The following is a 14,612-nucleotide window of genomic DNA, read 5'->3' on the forward strand; positions in this document are numbered from 1 at the left end:
CTTTGTATTCCCATCGGAAAGCGATGGGAAGGAGAGGGAGTTGGTTTAATATTGAACCACTTCAATTACTGTGTCTTTGTTTTTAAATAGAGTGTGAACCATCTGTTGAAAGCGGTGGGGAAAACTTTCTTTATCCTCCGGTGTAGCGTTGGGACCGATGGCACTCGTAAGAATCTGCATAGGATTTACTACCTTGCCCGGTCGATAGTTTATGCCCACTTGCTTGTTTGTATCTAGGCGTGTAAATCGAACATCGGTATCGATGGGTGCACCGTAGAAAAGCAAATCCTGACGATTAAACTTGCCGCCTGGGATACCGCCGAAGCCATAATCCGTAGTGGCTCCTGTAATATTTGAAAGCACAAAACCAACCACACCGGTATGCTCTTCGTTAACCGGTTTTTGTAACTCCACCTTGATTTCACCTCTTTTGGGAATTTCATCCCCGTACAGCGCTTTCAACCCTTTAAGAGCAATGAGATAGGCTCCTGCGACAGTTGCGCAACTGTGACCGGCTACCTTTACTATATCCAGATAGGAAATTTCAAGTATCCCATCATCGTTTACCCCGAGAAAATGCGCCAGCTCATCTTGTAATGTGATGGACTCTATCTCGTCAAAAAATTTTTGGTATTTCATGTTTATGCCTCCGTTTATTTATTTGTTTATTACTTTAATCAAAATATTTTATCTCTTCAGTGCTAAGTGCACGGATGTGGCTATTATAACACATCATTAGTTTTCTAAATAAACCCTGCGGACAAAAAATTATTACTTCATATTTATCACGCTCTTATGCTTTTGTTCGGGAGTTATTATTTAAAGTATAAATTCTAATAGAGACCGTGGGAACAAGGGAAAAAAAGAGTGGATATTGACAGCCTTGTAAGTATCTTTATTTAGTTATAGTTATCACCTGACCCCTTTTCGCTTTTCGTGCCTTTTCGAGAAAAAAAGTGGAGATTCATTCATAGGGGTGTAACTTGTAACTTGAAAAGCATTTAATATATTATTAATTTTTTTAATACTATAATTTATGTATTCTCTAAATACAAGGAAGAAAAATGAATATATTACATCCTCCGTTTGTACATTTCGTGGTTGCATTACCAGTTATTGCTTTGTTTTCCCAATTTACTTTCTTCATTACAAAAGACAAAGCTTATTCCAAAGCAGCATTTAGAATTGTCGGTTTTGCGATGCTGGCATCTTTTCTCGCTATAATCAGCGGAATAGAAGATGCACAAAAAATTATGGCAAATCAAAATATTATTCAAGAAGGTGTAAGCTCTTTAAATAGCCATAAAATATTCGGCTTTATTGTTGTAGCTACTTTAATAGCGACTTCTATAGTAAAATGGCTTGCCATTTCTAAAGACTCTCTTTTATATGAGAATGTCTCTCTTGTTTTAATAGTAGTTTTGTTGATAGTTTCACTTTACCAAGGAAGAAGCGGGGGAATACTTGTTTATAAATACTCTGCAGGTATCGATAAGAGTGTTGCTATACAAAGAGTTGATGAGCAAAAAATTAGTAAATATTAGGGGCGTAGTTCAATTTTATATGGTATTACTCGTTCCCATGTTCCTACATGGGAGTGTGTATTTCAAGTTGTTTTACAGTATGTATTCCCACGCAGACCGTGTGAACGAGAAAAAAGTGGAGATTCATTCACAGGGGTGTAACTTTATGCCACACTCTGCAAGCCAAACTCTACTTTAAAATCAGTTGCTTTTACTTTTGGAACTATGTTGTTTTTTACTTTGTTTAAATCTACAATCCCATATCTTTGAAGTGTTTTCAGCGTTCTTGATAGATTTGACTTTGCTCTTCCGCTCAACTCTTCAAGTTCTCTGAGTGATTGAGGATTGTTAAGCAAAATGATTCTAAGCAGCTCTTGATTTTCGTTTGAGAGTATTTGAGCCATTGATTTTAAAGATTCAAACCATATTTTAGGCTCATCTTTTTTTGGAATATACTCGCCTTTTGCGATTGCTATCGTTCTTTTTTTATATTGTTCAAAGGGCATTATGCCTACTTTTAAAGTTTCTAGTTTCATCTCTTCCATCCTTTTAATTATTCGATATATAATAATCCACGCTATTCCAAAAATCTTCTACAAGTTGCGCGCAAGACTCAAACTCATAAGGTACGATATCTATTTTCTTATGTACATGGTCTAATGTCTCTTTTTTGGCAGCATACTTCTTAGAAGATTTAAAACTATGTGCATTATCATAACCAACTACTCTATGGTTTCTTTTGTCATGCAAAGTCAAAGAGTACTTAACTCCGTAAGGTATGGCTTTACTCTTTTGAACTTTTTTTGCCTCAAACTTTACCCAATAACCACTATCCAAAGGATAAACTTCGCCATCAAGATTTAGTAAAAACTCTAAATCATTCATAATGTTTCCTTTGTTATCATCAAATGATAACTAAATTATTTTTATAGCAATGTTAAATATTTTAAATAGTAGCGATTTTGATTCGAGATGTGAGAAAATATGACAGATTGAAATGTTTTTATAGGACACTGCTCGCTCCCATGCTCCAGCGTAGGAGTGTATATGTCAGGTTATTTTACAGTATGCATTCCCATCGAGGACGATGGGAACGAGAAAAAAAAAGTTCTATAGGAAAGTGGAGGTTCCTTTACTGGGATGTAGTTAAAAAGTTCGCTGTTTAAAAAGTGTTAATATATGCACATTTTGTTCAATAATTTTAAAAACAATGGTGTATTTTTTATATATCAAGTCTCTTGTGTCTTCATCCTCAATATAGTAACTTTTTCTACAGCGATGAGGCATTTGACTTAATGAATTCATCTTTTTTTGAAGTTCAAAGATAAATTTTCTTGCTTTGTTTTTTGAGTCTTGTTCGGTAATATAATTATAAATATTTTGTAAATCTTCTAAAGCTTCATTTTCAACGATTATATTGTAGTTCATTTAAGATTTAAGGACTTTGTCAATAGCTTGATTTAAAGGTATGCCGTTATTTTTAGAAATGCTATTTACAGCCTTTTGAACTTTTTGTTTTGCCTCTTCAAAAGAGATGGACGGATACTCTTTTTGAGTCGTAACTTCTACTTTATCTTTTGGCAGTATCTCAATCAGACCCATAAATTTGTCAAAAATAGAATCATCAATATTTAGTTGTATTGTATGCATAAAAACTCCTTAACTCGTTATTGTAGCTAATATTTGGTAAAAAGATATTGGACTTTCTCACTCCCATGCTCCAGCGTAGGAGTATATATGTAAGGATGTATTTTAAGAAGCTTTTAGCTCATGATTTATTTTATATGCAATAATACCGCTTAGTGAAATATCCTCATCTATCTCTTCAAAATGTATCCCTATGCCATCACCAATAATACGATAGTTTAAAAGCTGCTCTTTTTTTGTATTTTGAATTTTTTTGGTATAACTGTAAGGTATAGTCAAAATATCACTGCTTTTTAAGTAGATATAAATTTTATCACCGAAATCAACTCTTGTAATTGAAGTATTCATCCTATGCTCCTATAAGTTTTTGCTGATGCTCTTGTATAATGGTTATTATCTTTTTCTCATCTGTTTTAGAGAGTTTATACCGCTTGGTAACTTTAAAGGTATCAAGTTCAACCCTCATGTAGCCATCGCCTTTTTCAACATGAATGTGCAACGGCAAATGTTCATCACTAAAAAAGAAAAATCTAAAACCGTCTACTCTTAGTACCGTTGGTAAAGCAAGTCTCCATAAATTTTGTTTTATTGTATCATTAATTTTCTTAACATGTAAAAAAAGCGTTTTTTCGCTCCCTTGCCTATATAAGATAGAAACGAAAGGAAACTTTCCACATGTCGTCATTCCCAACTTGCACCATGGGCATTCCTTTTGGTCATTGGGAATCTAGTTAAAAAAGAGTTTTATAGGAAAGTGGAGATTCATTCACAGGGGTGTTGTTTTGTTCGTTCTTTGTTGTTAATGTAACGAGAAGAATTTTATGTATGTTCAACTTAAGTTAAACATAGTGTTGTATAATTTTACCGCTCAGATACCATTTGGCATCAAGAGATGGCTCCTCGTCTTGCCTTATAGGCGAACAACTTCTAAAACCATTCACATTCATGCAAATTTATATCTTTTCTACTTAAATAGTTTTGATATCTTTTCTCGTATATATTTTTATTGTAATTTTTATCAATATAGAATGATGTCACTAAGTGACTTGAACTTTTACCTAATTTCTGAATAATCACTATAAAGTCTTTTTGATAAGCCCACAAATAGAGCCTTACAACCTTTTGTTTGTTTTCGTAGTGATAAAAAAATTTGATTTCATTATGACTATGATTTAAAATAATTTTTTTTATCCATTTAATTCTTGCTGCTCTATGCTCGTCAAGTTCGCGTTGCTTATTTTTTGGATTTTCTTTTGTAATAACATGCCAAAAAATTTTCTCCTTGCCATGTTTTTTATCTTTAGACAATGGGTCAATATAAATTTTATCAGCTAAGATGGTTTTGCTTGCAATAAAATCACTTTCAAAAATAGTATATAAAAAATCTATTATTTTTGACTCTTCACAGCAACTTTTAAAATCAATAATTTGACTAAACATATTAAAACTTTCGTGGACGAAATCTGTAAATTCTAAATTTTTCTTCCCATTCTGGAGATGAAACATTAAGCGCAGAACCATTAAGTGATTCAATCAAATCTATAATATAAGTCTTTATTTCACTGTTTTTATCAATATCTTCGCGATTTTTATATCCTATAGCACCGATAAAAATGTCTGATAACTGCATAATCTGTGATTCATGAGAATGTATGATTGTAAAATTCAAATCAATGCTTCCATAAAAAGTATTTCTTACAACTTCTTTGAGTTTTTTTACTCTTTGTCCGCCTTTTGTATCTTTATAATCCATAAATAAATTGTATTTTTCCGAGGGCTTTAAAAATGGCAGCAAAGCGTAATAGTACATTTTATAGTAAAACTTGTCTGCTTCGCCGTCGTTATATTTGTCATGATTTAGATTTGATTTATTTACTACAATCTGAGCATTAAACCTCAAGTCAACTCTTGAAAAAAAGAACTCCAAAAGCTCTTTGTAAAACTCTTTTTTATGGCTGTTTAGTTTTGTCCATTTAAGCTCACAGTTTGCATCGTGTTTATGTTTTAGATGTTTAATATATCGATTTATATACTCGACTTCTTCGCTTGGACAACAGATACCGCCTATCACCATTAGGTCTGATTTATCATTGTAGAGATGATTTGACTCATCACAAAATATTTTATAGTTCATTTTATACCACCGCTTCTAAAATATTTATCAACTCATTTTCTATTTGCATTATTAATCGTACTTCTCTGTTGTATTCTCTCTCAATAAAATCATTAACCACACATTTTTCATAATACTTTTCTCCATATTTGAATGAATCAAAAAAATAAGTTGCGGTGTTGCCTGCAATAGTAAGGTCATGATTAATTAAATAGCGATGCTTTGAATGATTTACAATCGCTTCTAAATATTTGTAGTCGTCGTGTTCAATCAGCGCTTTTAATAGATTTTTTAATTGTTCGTCTTCTAGCTTTCCCCTAATGCTTTTTATATAAATTTTATTTTCTAGTATCTTGGTTTTCTCACTTGCTCCCAAATTAAAAGCGTAATAAATAACATGTCCTAAAATGTCAAATGCTGAATGCATATTTTGCATACATGCAATAACATTTGCTTCTATTTTTAGGTTATCTGCATAATCGTCAAAAATTAAATCTATTTTTTTGGAAATTGTGTCTTTGCTATCTAGAATTTTTCTATATTCATTAAAATGGAAACTAGCAAACTCTCGCCTTTTAACCAAAGAGTTTATGCTTTCTTTGGCCATTTCACAAATCTTTTTGCCGTGTTTTTCTTCTATTAAAGTATATAGCTGTTTTCTATCCAATGTCATGAGTTGGAATTCTCCACAATCTTAATCTCATCTTCGCTCAAGTCGTAGAGTTTATAGACCATTTTGTCTATCTCTTTGTCGGTTTTGGCTATCTCATCTTTTAATCTACATGTTAAAATTTTGTCGTTCTCAAAAATGGCTTGCCACTCTTGTTTGAAGTTGCGCTCATGAAGTTTGTCGGCAAATTTTAGTTTCTTTGCTTTTGCGTACTCTTTTATAAACTCCTCAAACTCCAGCTCCTCAAAATTTTGCAGTTTCTTTGTCAGTTTTTCTAATCCCAGCTCATTTGTGAAGTTTTGTTTTGTCTCTTGGAGTTTTTTGTTTAGTGCGAGCATTTTGTCGGCTTTTTCAATAAATGGTGCTTGTTGTTCTAAAGTTATTTCTTTAACTGGTAATTGTTTTAAATTTACTCCCTTAACTTCAGAAAAAGCTTTTCCAACTTCAGGAACTATAATTTGATATAGGAAATTTAATAATTTTGAATTTAAAATTACCAATAAATATTTATGATTAAAAATATTTACTTTGTCAAATAAAATATGCGTTGTATCCATAGTAAAATATTGTTGATTATCATATGCCACAACCAAATGATCTGATGTCTGTCTAAAAATAAGTTTTTCATTGACTGTGTACATTGATTCATTTGTATTACTCCAAAGTTGTTCTGGGTCAAATAAAACATAAATTTCATTTTTTAATGTTGTGTATTTGTAAAAATCCCGTCCTCGGATAATTGCTTTGTATCTTTCATCAATTTTATTTTCAGATAAGAATTTTGCATTATTGCCTGTTTTAATGCCATTATAAAATTGAAAATTATCGCTTCCAAGTGATATTGAATTTTTAAAAGATTTATTCCAGAGAGAAATAAGATTGTCAGAAAACAAAAATTTATTATCAGGAATTTTTTTAAATTCTTTTTGTTCTATTTCAAACACATAAGGATTTGTATATTGTTGTTCATTTTTTACAGATAAAAGCTTTGTTTTAAAAGTATTATTTTTCCCAATAATAAAAATTGCGGAACCTCCTGTATCTGCATCATCAAAAACTTCATATTCTAAGTTAAGCAAACTGTGAATGGAACAAGTATCAATCAAGTGTTGTCGAAAATTTGCATAAAAATAATTTGTATAAATTGCATTAGGGATAATAAATGAGAGCAACCCATTCTTAGATATGAGTTCTAAAGACTTTTCTATAAAAATTAAATATGAACTGACTTTATAAACAGAAGATAAAGGAAATCTGTCTTTATAAAATTGAATATCATCATTTTCGAATTCTTGTTTTTTTCCTAAAGCAAATGTTATATACGGCGGATTTCCAATCACAACATCAAAGCCACCTTTTGCAAAAACTTCTGGAAACTCCTCTTCCCACACAAAAGCATTGTCGGCTACTGTTTTATCATCTATAAGCGAGTTGCCGCACTTTATCTTATCCGCCAGCTTTGTAAGCTCTCTTCCCTTATGAGCCGTTCTAAGCCAGAGTGAGAGTTTTGCTATCTCAACCGCGTCTTCGTTGATGTCTACGCCGTAGAGGTTGTGTTCTAGTATCTCTTTTTCTATCTCGTAGCCGAGTGTTAAGTCCTCAAAAGACAGAAGCATATCTCGCACGAGAGTGTGTTCGTTTATGAGAAACTCTAATGCTTGGTTTAGAAATGCTCCGCTTCCGCATGCGGGGTCTAGTATTTTTAGGTTTGTGAGCCACTCGCGGTAGGTAAGGATATTTTGTTTATGTGTCTGTTCTGCTTTTTTGAGTTTTTTCGTATTTGATGGTATTAAAGTCTCGCCGCCGATTTGCAGCTCCTCTTTCTTCTCATGGCAGAGCTTGCCCAGAGTGTTATCGACTATGTAGCGGGTGATGTACTCAGGGGTGTAGAAGACGCCGTCTTTTTTGCGTTTGGATTTTTTCTTGTCAAAGTCGGTATGCTCTATGTTTGCCTGAAGCTCCTCCAAGTCTGTAAGTGACTGCTCAAATATATGTCCGAGTATATTTACGCCTACATCGCTCATAAAGTCGTAGTCGCTTAGTTTTTGCGCTTTCATGTCAAGGTATTCGTCATCTATGATGAGAGTGTCTAGAAGCTCATCTTTTGCAAAAAGTCCGCCGTTGTATTTTGGGATGCCAAGCTTTTTATTTCCCTCGTTTATGGCGTTAAAGTAGAACTTATAGATGTCGTAAAGTGTGTAAGAGGTAAATTTTTGAGCTCTAAACTCCTCTCGTATCTCTTTGATGGTGTTGTGTCTCAGCAGTCCTCTGTCTTCTGCAAAGAGCATAAATATAATGCGGTCGCAGAGTTTTTGGGTAAGGCGGAGGAGAGTGGATTTGTCAAGAGAGTTGTTTTTGACTATATTTTCAAAAAGATGTGTTCTAAAGAGCGAGAAGTCTTTGTACAGTTCTTTAGAAATTTGGAGTTCAAAGTTTGCCGATTTCTCTTTTAGTTTGAGCGGCAAGCCCTCTTTTATGCTCTCGTAACTTAGCAGAAGATGAAGTTTTTTAAACTCATCGTAAGTGAGGTAAAAGAGGTCAAACTTTTCGTAAGCGGTTTTTTTGTCTATGTAAAATCTCAGCTCGTTAAAGTTTGAGATGATGATGTATTTTGAGTTTGAGTGTGAGTTGTGGTAGTTAAATGCTTGCGCTTCAATGGCATCTAGATTTTTACTTTTTTGGTCTTTTAGCTCCACTATGCCGATAACTTCGCCATATACATAGATGACGCCGTCTGCTTTTTTAGAGTCCGTTTCATTCTTCTTTTCCCGCTCAAGATTGAACTCTTGCGGGTTTGTGTTGTCAAGCGTATAGCCTAAGCACTCTTCAAAGATGTCATGCAAGAAGCCGTCTTGGTATTTCTCCTCTTTGACGCTTTTTACAAACTCCACTTTTGCCAAAAAGTTTTGAAACTTTGCCCATCTTTGGGCTATAAGAGCTTCATCTTGATTGTAGGTTTTTAGGACTGAATTTAAAAATATCGGCATAAGATGTTTTTCCTTGCTAAAAATTGCATAAAAAAGAGTTTAGCAAAAACTGAATTAAACTCTTGTTTTTATTCTGGTTTTTAACTTCTAAGCGCCTCTCTTGCCGCTCTGTCTACTAGAGTGAAGTACTTGTCTATTTCATCTTTGTCTTCGCTCTTTTTGTGTCCTTTTACTTTGATGAAATCACACTCATAAAGGTCTGTGAGCTCATAAAACTTTCTGTAAAGTGCGTGGTTTTTTATGAGCGTGCCTCTTCTTGTCATGTAGTGGTTTTTTTTGATCTTCTCTTCTCTGTTTCTTAGATTGATAATATTTTGACAGTCTGTATAGACTATTATCTTGGAGTTTTTTGTCGGCAGTTTCTGCAGAGCCCACAAAAATGTCTCAAGCTCTAACTTTGAAGAGTTTGTCTCTTTAAATCTTTTAACTTTGATTTTTAATTTTTCAAGAGGTGCTTCAAGCTCAAATTCGCCTAAAAGCAGGTATGCACCATAACCAACTTTTGTTTGAGGATCAACACTGGCATCGGTAAAGAGGAAGAGGGTAGGCTTATTTATATCGACATACATAACTATACCAGTTTAAACCCAATGAGACTTATTGCCATAACCAGCATACCAAGAGTTATCCCTCCAATCGTTGTATGTGCATTTCCATAGACTCTTGCAGCAGGCAGAAGTTCATCAAAAGATATGTAAATCATTATTCCGGCAACCATTGCAAAAGTTATGCCAAGTGTAGCTTCTCCCATAAAAGGAAAAAGCAGAAAAAAGCCTACAAGCGCACCTATTGGTTCTGCTAAGCCTGAGAGAGTCGCATACCAAAATGCGCTTTTTTTATTGCCTGTTGCATGATATATAGGCAGAGATACCGCCATGCCCTCAGGTATATTGTGAATCGCAATCGCAAATGCTATGGTAATACCTATGCTTGGGCTCTCAAGCGCTGATACAAAAGTAGCAAAACCCTCCGGAAAGTTGTGTATACCTATGGCGAGTGCTGTAAAAATCCCAGTTCTTTTAAGTTTAGAATTTCGTAAAACAAAATTTTCAGCTTCCGGTTTTAGCTCTAGAAGTTCACTATTGCTTCTTGTCTCATGTGGATTTACATCTTCGGGAATCATTTTATCTATAAATGCGCTAAGAGCAATACCGGCAAAAAAACACAAAAGAGTCAAAGATTCTCCTGTTATTTCACTTGAGTAGAGTTCTGTAAATGAGTCTTTGGATTTATTTAAAATTTCCATAAAAGAGACATAGATCATCACACCTGCGGAAAATCCCATCCCTATGGATAAAATAGTATAGTTTTTGCTTTTTGAAAAGAATGCCAAAACGGCACCGATTGATGTAGAAAGCCCTGCAAATAGAGTCAGAGCAAAAGCAAATAAAAAAGTTTCAAGTGATAAATCCTGCATGGCGAGATTATATGATTTTAAAAATAAATTGCTACTTTAATATTTAAGTTTAAGTTACTTAATTGTAATTTTATTGATGTACACTTATGCGAATACATTAAAAACAGACAAGGAAAAGATATGAAGCTTATTGACACAGATATATTGGTTTTAGGAGGTGGACCCGCTGCTCTAGTTACAGTCTCTACCGCTTTGCAAAATTATCCTGATAAAAAAATCACTCTTATTAAAGAGGATGAGATATCTCTTGTTCCTTGCGGGATTCCCTATATTTTTGGCAAAACACTCGCACAGAGCAGTAAAAATATTATGCCTTTTTCGCCAGCGGTGGCAGAAAAGACTACTATTATCACCGATACGGCAACTTCTGTCGATATTGAATCTAAAACACTCTATGCAAACAGTCATAAAATTACATTTGATAAACTTGTTTTTGCTACCGGTTCTACTCCTTTTGTTCACAAAAGTTTTGAGGATGCCTTGCATCTAAAAAATGTTTTTACAATCCAAAAATGCAAAGAAAAAATTGATCAATTAAAAGATTATCTTGAAGATAAGCAAAAGGTTATTATTATAGGTACCGGATTTATCGGCGTAGAGATGGCAACAGAACTGCGCTCAATAGGCAAAGATGTAACTATTATCGGAGGAAGACATATCTTGGCAGGTTCTTTTGATGTTGCTATGGCAATTGAGGCGCAAGAGATTATGCAAAAGATGGGGATTGAACTTGTTTTGGGGCAATATGTGTCTCGCATCGTACAATCCGGGAGTTTGGCAGAGGGTGTAGAACTTTGTGACGGAAGCCGCATAGAGGGTGATGTTATTATTTTAGCTACGGGATACCAGCCAAATACGCAGCTTGCAAAAAATGCCGGATTAAAACTTGCTCATTATGGCGGAATATGGGTGGATGAGTATATGCGCACCAAAAATAAGGATATATTCGCCGTTGGCGACTGCTGCGGCCGTCGAGATTTTATCACCCGCGATCCTTCCAAGGTGATGCTTGCTTCCACATCTGCATCTGAAGCCAGAGTAGCAGGAAGCTCGCTTTACGGACTTCAATATCTCAAAGGGTTTAACGGCACTATTGCTATTTTTTCAACAATGATTGGCAATCGGGCATTTGCAAGCGCGGGAGTTACTGAAGATCGTGCTAAAAAAGAGAATATTGATTATACAGTAGGGTATTTCCAAGGGCTCAATCGTCATCCCGGAACCATTCCTGATGCTTCAAAACAATCGGTCAAACTTATAGCTATTAGAAGCAGCGGTCAGATTATTGGAGGACAAGTCATAGGAGATAAAGAGGCTGGAGAGGTGATTAATATCATCGGCTTGGCAATTGAAACAGAGCTAAGCGCCCACCATCTTGTCTCTTTGCAGGTCGCAACGCAGCCACTACTTACAGCCGCTCCGACTACATATCCGATTATCAAAGCTGCAGAGCAGATTATTCAAGCAAGATTCCAATGAATACAGCGCAGACAAAATATAAAAATGGTTTAAATCAGGCTTTTTTATCAGAGTTGCTTGAGAACCTGCTTGAGCTTAAAGAGAAACTTAACCATGGTATAGATCCGCAAATAAAAAATGTTTCTCTATTAAATATGAAGCAGTATCTCAACCTTAGAAAATATGACTACTCACTGCTTCAAGACAACTTGACAAGAGTGGGTCTCTCCTCTTTTGGTCGTTCACAAGCGCATATAGAAGCAAGTGTTATTGTCGCACTAAGAATGCTCTCTCTTGCACTCGATCGTGAACTTGAACTTGGCGATGCATATATGAGCTATGAAGATTCGCATGCAATTATGGATAAAAATGCTACACTTTTTTCTAATTCAGATGACAAAACAAAAATTATGATTACTGTTGATTCAAACTATGAGGAAGATAAGGATTACTTTAGCAACCTCTCACGCGAGGGAGTGCATCTTTTTCGTATTAATACCGCGCATGATAATCCTAAAGCATGGAAAGATATGGCAAAATCAATCAAAAATGCTCAATCAGAAGATAAAGAGCTTAAAGTATATGTAGATCTTGCAGGACCCAAAATAAGAACCTCTTTAAGAGAGGCGGATAGAGATAAAAAAATAAAAGTATTTTATAATGAATATGTTTTTATCCAGTCATCTCTCTCACGCCTATTTCATGACAAAAACAATCGCTACAGCGCCACAATTGGCTGCACGCTTGAAAAACTCGGCAGTATCACTTCTGTTGGGGATCATGTTTTTATCGATGATGGAAAAATCCAGATGGTCGTAGAAGAGATAAAGGGTGAAGATATTGTGTGCCGCGTTCTTACAAACAGTAAAAAAGGCAGTAAAATAAAAGATGAGAAGGGGATCAATCTCCCAAACAGCGATATTTCTCTTGCTGCAATAAGCGAACATGACAAAGAGATACTCCCTTTTATTTGTGAATATGCAGATATCATAGGAATATCTTTTGTGCAAGGTGCAGATGATGTTCGAATGCTTATAGAAGAGCTTGAACGGTTGGGCAAAAAAGACAAAATTGGAATTGTTGCTAAAATAGAGACAAAAAAAGGGGTGCAAAATCTCCCCTCAATTCTTGAAGCCCTTATAGAGTATGAGCGTGCAGCCATTATGATAGCACGAGGTGATCTTGCTATAGAGATCGGGTTTGAGAATTTGGCATATATACAAGAGGAGATTCTTGATCTTTGCACTGCTGCGCATATTCCTGTAATACTTGCAACTCAAGTACTCGAGAGCAAGATGAAAACAAATCTTCCGAGTCGTGCTGAGATCTCTGATGTTTCATTTGCCCATAAAGCTGAATGTGTTATGCTCAATAAAGGGGAATATGCTCTTGAGACGATTAAGATTCTTAGGACAATTCTTCTGCAGATGGATATGGTTTTTCGTAAAAACAAACTACTTTACAACCATAGTTTTGAATGGAAATAGAGTGTTCTATGTTTCACTTTTGTTTCACATAATATTGATAGTATTATAAAAATCAAGGTAGAAAAAATGATAACTTTTTTAAATAATTTTGAGGCATCTGCTCCCAATAATGTAGTTCAGAGAGCTTTTTTATCGCTGCAAGAGGAGATGCAGAGTGAGAAGGTGGGGTATTATAAACTTCCCAGAAGATCACTTGAAGTTTTAGAGGATGCCAAAGATATAGATACCAGCAGGTTTAGTCAGATAGTTGTTATCGGTATCGGTGGTTCATCACTTGGCATTAAAGCCATAGACTCCATGCTTCGTCCTGTAAATAAAGCTGCAAAAGAGATTCTGTTTTTTGAAAACTCAGATCCCTTGACAATTCTCTCTCAAATACAAAAAATACGCCCTGCTGAAGCAGCTTTTTTTATTATCTCTAAATCAGGTTCAACTATTGAGACAACTTCTATTTTTAAAACACTTCTTCATCACTTTGCGCTTGATTTGGATGTAAAAGACAATCATCGTGTTTTTGCCATTACAGATAACAATTCTGATTTGAGTAAATTTGCATTGCACCATAAGCTTAAGACATTTTATATTCCGCATAATGTGGGAGGGCGTTTTTCTGTACTGAGTGCCGTTGGTGTTGTAGTGCTTCATTTTGCAGGTTATGATGTAGAAGCTATTTTGCGAGGAGCTGCAAATTTTATAGAACGATTTTTTGACAAAAAAGAGAAACATCTTTTAGAAAAAGCATACTTTTTTTATAAAAATTCGAAAAGTTTAAGCATTAATGTTTTATTCTCATATGCAGACTCTTTAGAGAATTTTAACAAATGGTATGTTCAGCTGTGGGGCGAATCTCTGGGCAAGATTGATGTTAATGGCGAACATGTTGGGCTAACTCCCATTGGAATTATCGGTGCAACGGATCAGCACTCGTTTTTACAGCTTATAATCGAAGGCACAAGAGATAAAACTTTAACTTTTATAGCCGTTGAAAATTTTCAAGATGATATTGCCATCGCAGATATTACCTTGGAGTATATAGAAAAAACAAATTTTGTAAATGGCAAAAATTTCTCAGAGTTGATAAATGCACAATGCAAAGCTGTGATGCAGAGTGTTGAAGAGTTTGGCATAAATACCGATTTTATAAAACTTGATATTATAAATGAAGAGAATATAGGTATACTTATTATATATTTTGAACTGCTTACCTCGCTTGTAGGTTCTATGCTTAAAATAGATACATATAATCAAAATGGCGTTGAGTATGGTAAAAAGATACTTTATAGTAATTTATCAAAAAAAGTATAAGGAAA

General features: G+C 34.7%; 17 protein-coding genes. 4 read left to right on the forward strand and 13 right to left on the reverse strand.

Annotated elements, in window-relative coordinates:
• Nucleotides 1–45 precede the first annotated feature (45 nt).
• Nucleotides 46–639 carry a hypothetical protein gene (locus CVO_RS04080; protein WP_159570150.1) on the reverse strand — a complete coding sequence of 198 codons (594 nt, stop codon included), beginning with the start codon at nt 637–639 and terminating at the stop codon, nt 46–48.
• A gap of 425 nt (nt 640–1,064) precedes the next feature.
• On the opposite strand from CVO_RS04080, the gene CVO_RS04085 reads away from it, so the two are divergent.
• Nucleotides 1,065–1,544: a DUF2231 domain-containing protein gene (locus CVO_RS04085; protein ID WP_159570152.1), complete on the forward strand. Its 480-nt coding sequence runs from the start codon at nt 1,065–1,067 to the stop codon at nt 1,542–1,544.
• 143 nt (nt 1,545–1,687) lie between these two features.
• Here the strand turns inward: CVO_RS04085 and CVO_RS04090 are convergent, their stop codons facing one another.
• The 12 genes from CVO_RS04090 to zupT all read right to left on the reverse strand — a co-directional run bounded on the left by CVO_RS04090 (nt 1,688) and on the right by zupT (nt 10,357).
• Nucleotides 1,688–2,059 carry an HVO_A0114 family putative DNA-binding protein gene (locus tag CVO_RS04090; RefSeq protein WP_159570155.1) on the reverse strand — a complete coding sequence of 124 codons (372 nt, stop codon included), beginning with the start codon at nt 2,057–2,059 and terminating at the stop codon, nt 1,688–1,690.
• 13 nt (nt 2,060–2,072) lie between these two features.
• Nucleotides 2,073–2,408 (reverse strand): toxin-antitoxin system TumE family protein, encoded by a 336-nt coding sequence (locus CVO_RS04095; RefSeq protein WP_159570158.1) that lies wholly within the window; start codon nt 2,406–2,408, stop codon nt 2,073–2,075.
• A 261-nt stretch (nt 2,409–2,669) separates the two neighbouring features.
• Nucleotides 2,670–2,951: a type II toxin-antitoxin system RelE/ParE family toxin gene (locus tag CVO_RS04100; RefSeq protein ID WP_159570161.1), complete on the reverse strand. Its 282-nt coding sequence runs from the start codon at nt 2,949–2,951 to the stop codon at nt 2,670–2,672.
• On the reverse strand, nt 2,952–3,173 hold the full coding sequence (locus CVO_RS04105; protein WP_159570164.1) for a hypothetical protein: 222 nt from the start codon (nt 3,171–3,173) through the stop codon (nt 2,952–2,954). It lies immediately after the preceding gene.
• 102 nt (nt 3,174–3,275) lie between these two features.
• The gene (locus CVO_RS04110; protein ID WP_159570167.1) at nt 3,276–3,518 is read right to left on the reverse strand and encodes a DUF2442 domain-containing protein; all 243 of its coding nucleotides are present in this window, start codon (nt 3,516–3,518) and stop codon (nt 3,276–3,278) included.
• 1 nt (nt 3,519) lies between these two features.
• Nucleotides 3,520–3,855 (reverse strand): DUF4160 domain-containing protein, encoded by a 336-nt coding sequence (locus CVO_RS04115; RefSeq protein ID WP_159570170.1) that lies wholly within the window; start codon nt 3,853–3,855, stop codon nt 3,520–3,522.
• Nucleotides 3,856–4,097: 242 nt separating this feature from the next.
• Nucleotides 4,098–4,610 (reverse strand): hypothetical protein, encoded by a 513-nt coding sequence (locus tag CVO_RS04120; RefSeq protein ID WP_159570173.1) that lies wholly within the window; start codon nt 4,608–4,610, stop codon nt 4,098–4,100.
• Between the two features lies 1 nt (nt 4,611).
• Entirely contained in the window at nt 4,612–5,304 is a 693-nt protein-coding gene (locus tag CVO_RS04125; RefSeq protein WP_159570176.1) for a DUF3800 domain-containing protein, read from the reverse strand.
• Nucleotide 5,305: 1 nt separating this feature from the next.
• On the reverse strand, nt 5,306–5,956 hold the full coding sequence (locus CVO_RS04130) for a hypothetical protein (RefSeq protein ID WP_159570179.1): 651 nt from the start codon (nt 5,954–5,956) through the stop codon (nt 5,306–5,308).
• On the reverse strand, nt 5,953–8,940 hold the full coding sequence (locus tag CVO_RS04135; protein ID WP_159570182.1) for an Eco57I restriction-modification methylase domain-containing protein: 2,988 nt from the start codon (nt 8,938–8,940) through the stop codon (nt 5,953–5,955). The genes CVO_RS04130 and CVO_RS04135 overlap by 4 nt, the downstream gene beginning before the upstream one ends.
• Before the next feature lie 80 nt (nt 8,941–9,020).
• Nucleotides 9,021–9,509: a ribonuclease HI gene (locus CVO_RS04140; protein ID WP_159570185.1), complete on the reverse strand. Its 489-nt coding sequence runs from the start codon at nt 9,507–9,509 to the stop codon at nt 9,021–9,023.
• A 2-nt stretch (nt 9,510–9,511) separates the two neighbouring features.
• Nucleotides 9,512–10,357, reverse strand: a complete 846-nt coding sequence (zupT, locus tag CVO_RS04145) for a zinc transporter ZupT (RefSeq protein WP_152299424.1) — start codon at nt 10,355–10,357, stop codon at nt 9,512–9,514.
• 120 nt (nt 10,358–10,477) lie between these two features.
• On the opposite strand from zupT, the gene CVO_RS04150 reads away from it, so the two are divergent.
• The 3 genes from CVO_RS04150 to CVO_RS04160 all read left to right on the forward strand — a co-directional run bounded on the left by CVO_RS04150 (nt 10,478) and on the right by CVO_RS04160 (nt 14,607).
• Entirely contained in the window at nt 10,478–11,836 is a 1,359-nt protein-coding gene (locus CVO_RS04150; RefSeq protein ID WP_159570188.1) for an FAD-dependent oxidoreductase, read from the forward strand.
• The gene (locus tag CVO_RS04155) at nt 11,833–13,302 is read left to right on the forward strand and encodes a pyruvate kinase (RefSeq protein ID WP_159570191.1); all 1,470 of its coding nucleotides are present in this window, start codon (nt 11,833–11,835) and stop codon (nt 13,300–13,302) included. The genes CVO_RS04150 and CVO_RS04155 overlap by 4 nt, the downstream gene beginning before the upstream one ends.
• A gap of 66 nt (nt 13,303–13,368) precedes the next feature.
• Entirely contained in the window at nt 13,369–14,607 is a 1,239-nt protein-coding gene (locus CVO_RS04160) for a glucose-6-phosphate isomerase (protein WP_159570194.1), read from the forward strand.
• Nucleotides 14,608–14,612 lie beyond the last annotated feature (5 nt).

It is taken from the genome of Sulfurimonas sp. CVO (assembly GCF_009883775.1).
GTDB classification, from domain to species: domain Bacteria; phylum Campylobacterota; class Campylobacteria; order Campylobacterales; family Sulfurimonadaceae; genus Sulfurimonas; species Sulfurimonas xiamenensis.

What these genes read in the sequence shown, in the direction of transcription:
- CVO_RS04080 (WP_159570150.1), bottom strand. Translation starts at nt 639, where the DNA reads ATGAAATACCAAAAATTTTTTGACGAGATAGAGTCCATCACATTACAA.
- CVO_RS04085 (WP_159570152.1), top strand. Translation starts at nt 1,065, where the DNA reads ATGAATATATTACATCCTCCGTTTGTACATTTCGTGGTTGCATTACCA.
- CVO_RS04090 (WP_159570155.1), bottom strand. Translation starts at nt 2,059, where the DNA reads ATGAAACTAGAAACTTTAAAAGTAGGCATAATGCCCTTTGAACAATAT.
- CVO_RS04095 (WP_159570158.1), bottom strand. Translation starts at nt 2,408, where the DNA reads ATGAATGATTTAGAGTTTTTACTAAATCTTGATGGCGAAGTTTATCCT.
- CVO_RS04100 (WP_159570161.1), bottom strand. Translation starts at nt 2,951, where the DNA reads ATGAACTACAATATAATCGTTGAAAATGAAGCTTTAGAAGATTTACAA.
- CVO_RS04105 (WP_159570164.1), bottom strand. Translation starts at nt 3,173, where the DNA reads ATGCATACAATACAACTAAATATTGATGATTCTATTTTTGACAAATTT.
- CVO_RS04110 (WP_159570167.1), bottom strand. Translation starts at nt 3,518, where the DNA reads ATGAATACTTCAATTACAAGAGTTGATTTCGGTGATAAAATTTATATC.
- CVO_RS04115 (WP_159570170.1), bottom strand. Translation starts at nt 3,855, where the DNA reads ATGACGACATGTGGAAAGTTTCCTTTCGTTTCTATCTTATATAGGCAA.
- CVO_RS04120 (WP_159570173.1), bottom strand. Translation starts at nt 4,610, where the DNA reads ATGTTTAGTCAAATTATTGATTTTAAAAGTTGCTGTGAAGAGTCAAAA.
- CVO_RS04125 (WP_159570176.1), bottom strand. Translation starts at nt 5,304, where the DNA reads ATGAACTATAAAATATTTTGTGATGAGTCAAATCATCTCTACAATGAT.
- CVO_RS04130 (WP_159570179.1), bottom strand. Translation starts at nt 5,956, where the DNA reads ATGACATTGGATAGAAAACAGCTATATACTTTAATAGAAGAAAAACAC.
- CVO_RS04135 (WP_159570182.1), bottom strand. Translation starts at nt 8,940, where the DNA reads ATGCCGATATTTTTAAATTCAGTCCTAAAAACCTACAATCAAGATGAA.
- CVO_RS04140 (WP_159570185.1), bottom strand. Translation starts at nt 9,509, where the DNA reads ATGTATGTCGATATAAATAAGCCTACCCTCTTCCTCTTTACCGATGCC.
- zupT (WP_152299424.1), bottom strand. Translation starts at nt 10,357, where the DNA reads ATGCAGGATTTATCACTTGAAACTTTTTTATTTGCTTTTGCTCTGACT.
- CVO_RS04150 (WP_159570188.1), top strand. Translation starts at nt 10,478, where the DNA reads ATGAAGCTTATTGACACAGATATATTGGTTTTAGGAGGTGGACCCGCT.
- CVO_RS04155 (WP_159570191.1), top strand. Translation starts at nt 11,833, where the DNA reads ATGAATACAGCGCAGACAAAATATAAAAATGGTTTAAATCAGGCTTTT.
- CVO_RS04160 (WP_159570194.1), top strand. Translation starts at nt 13,369, where the DNA reads ATGATAACTTTTTTAAATAATTTTGAGGCATCTGCTCCCAATAATGTA.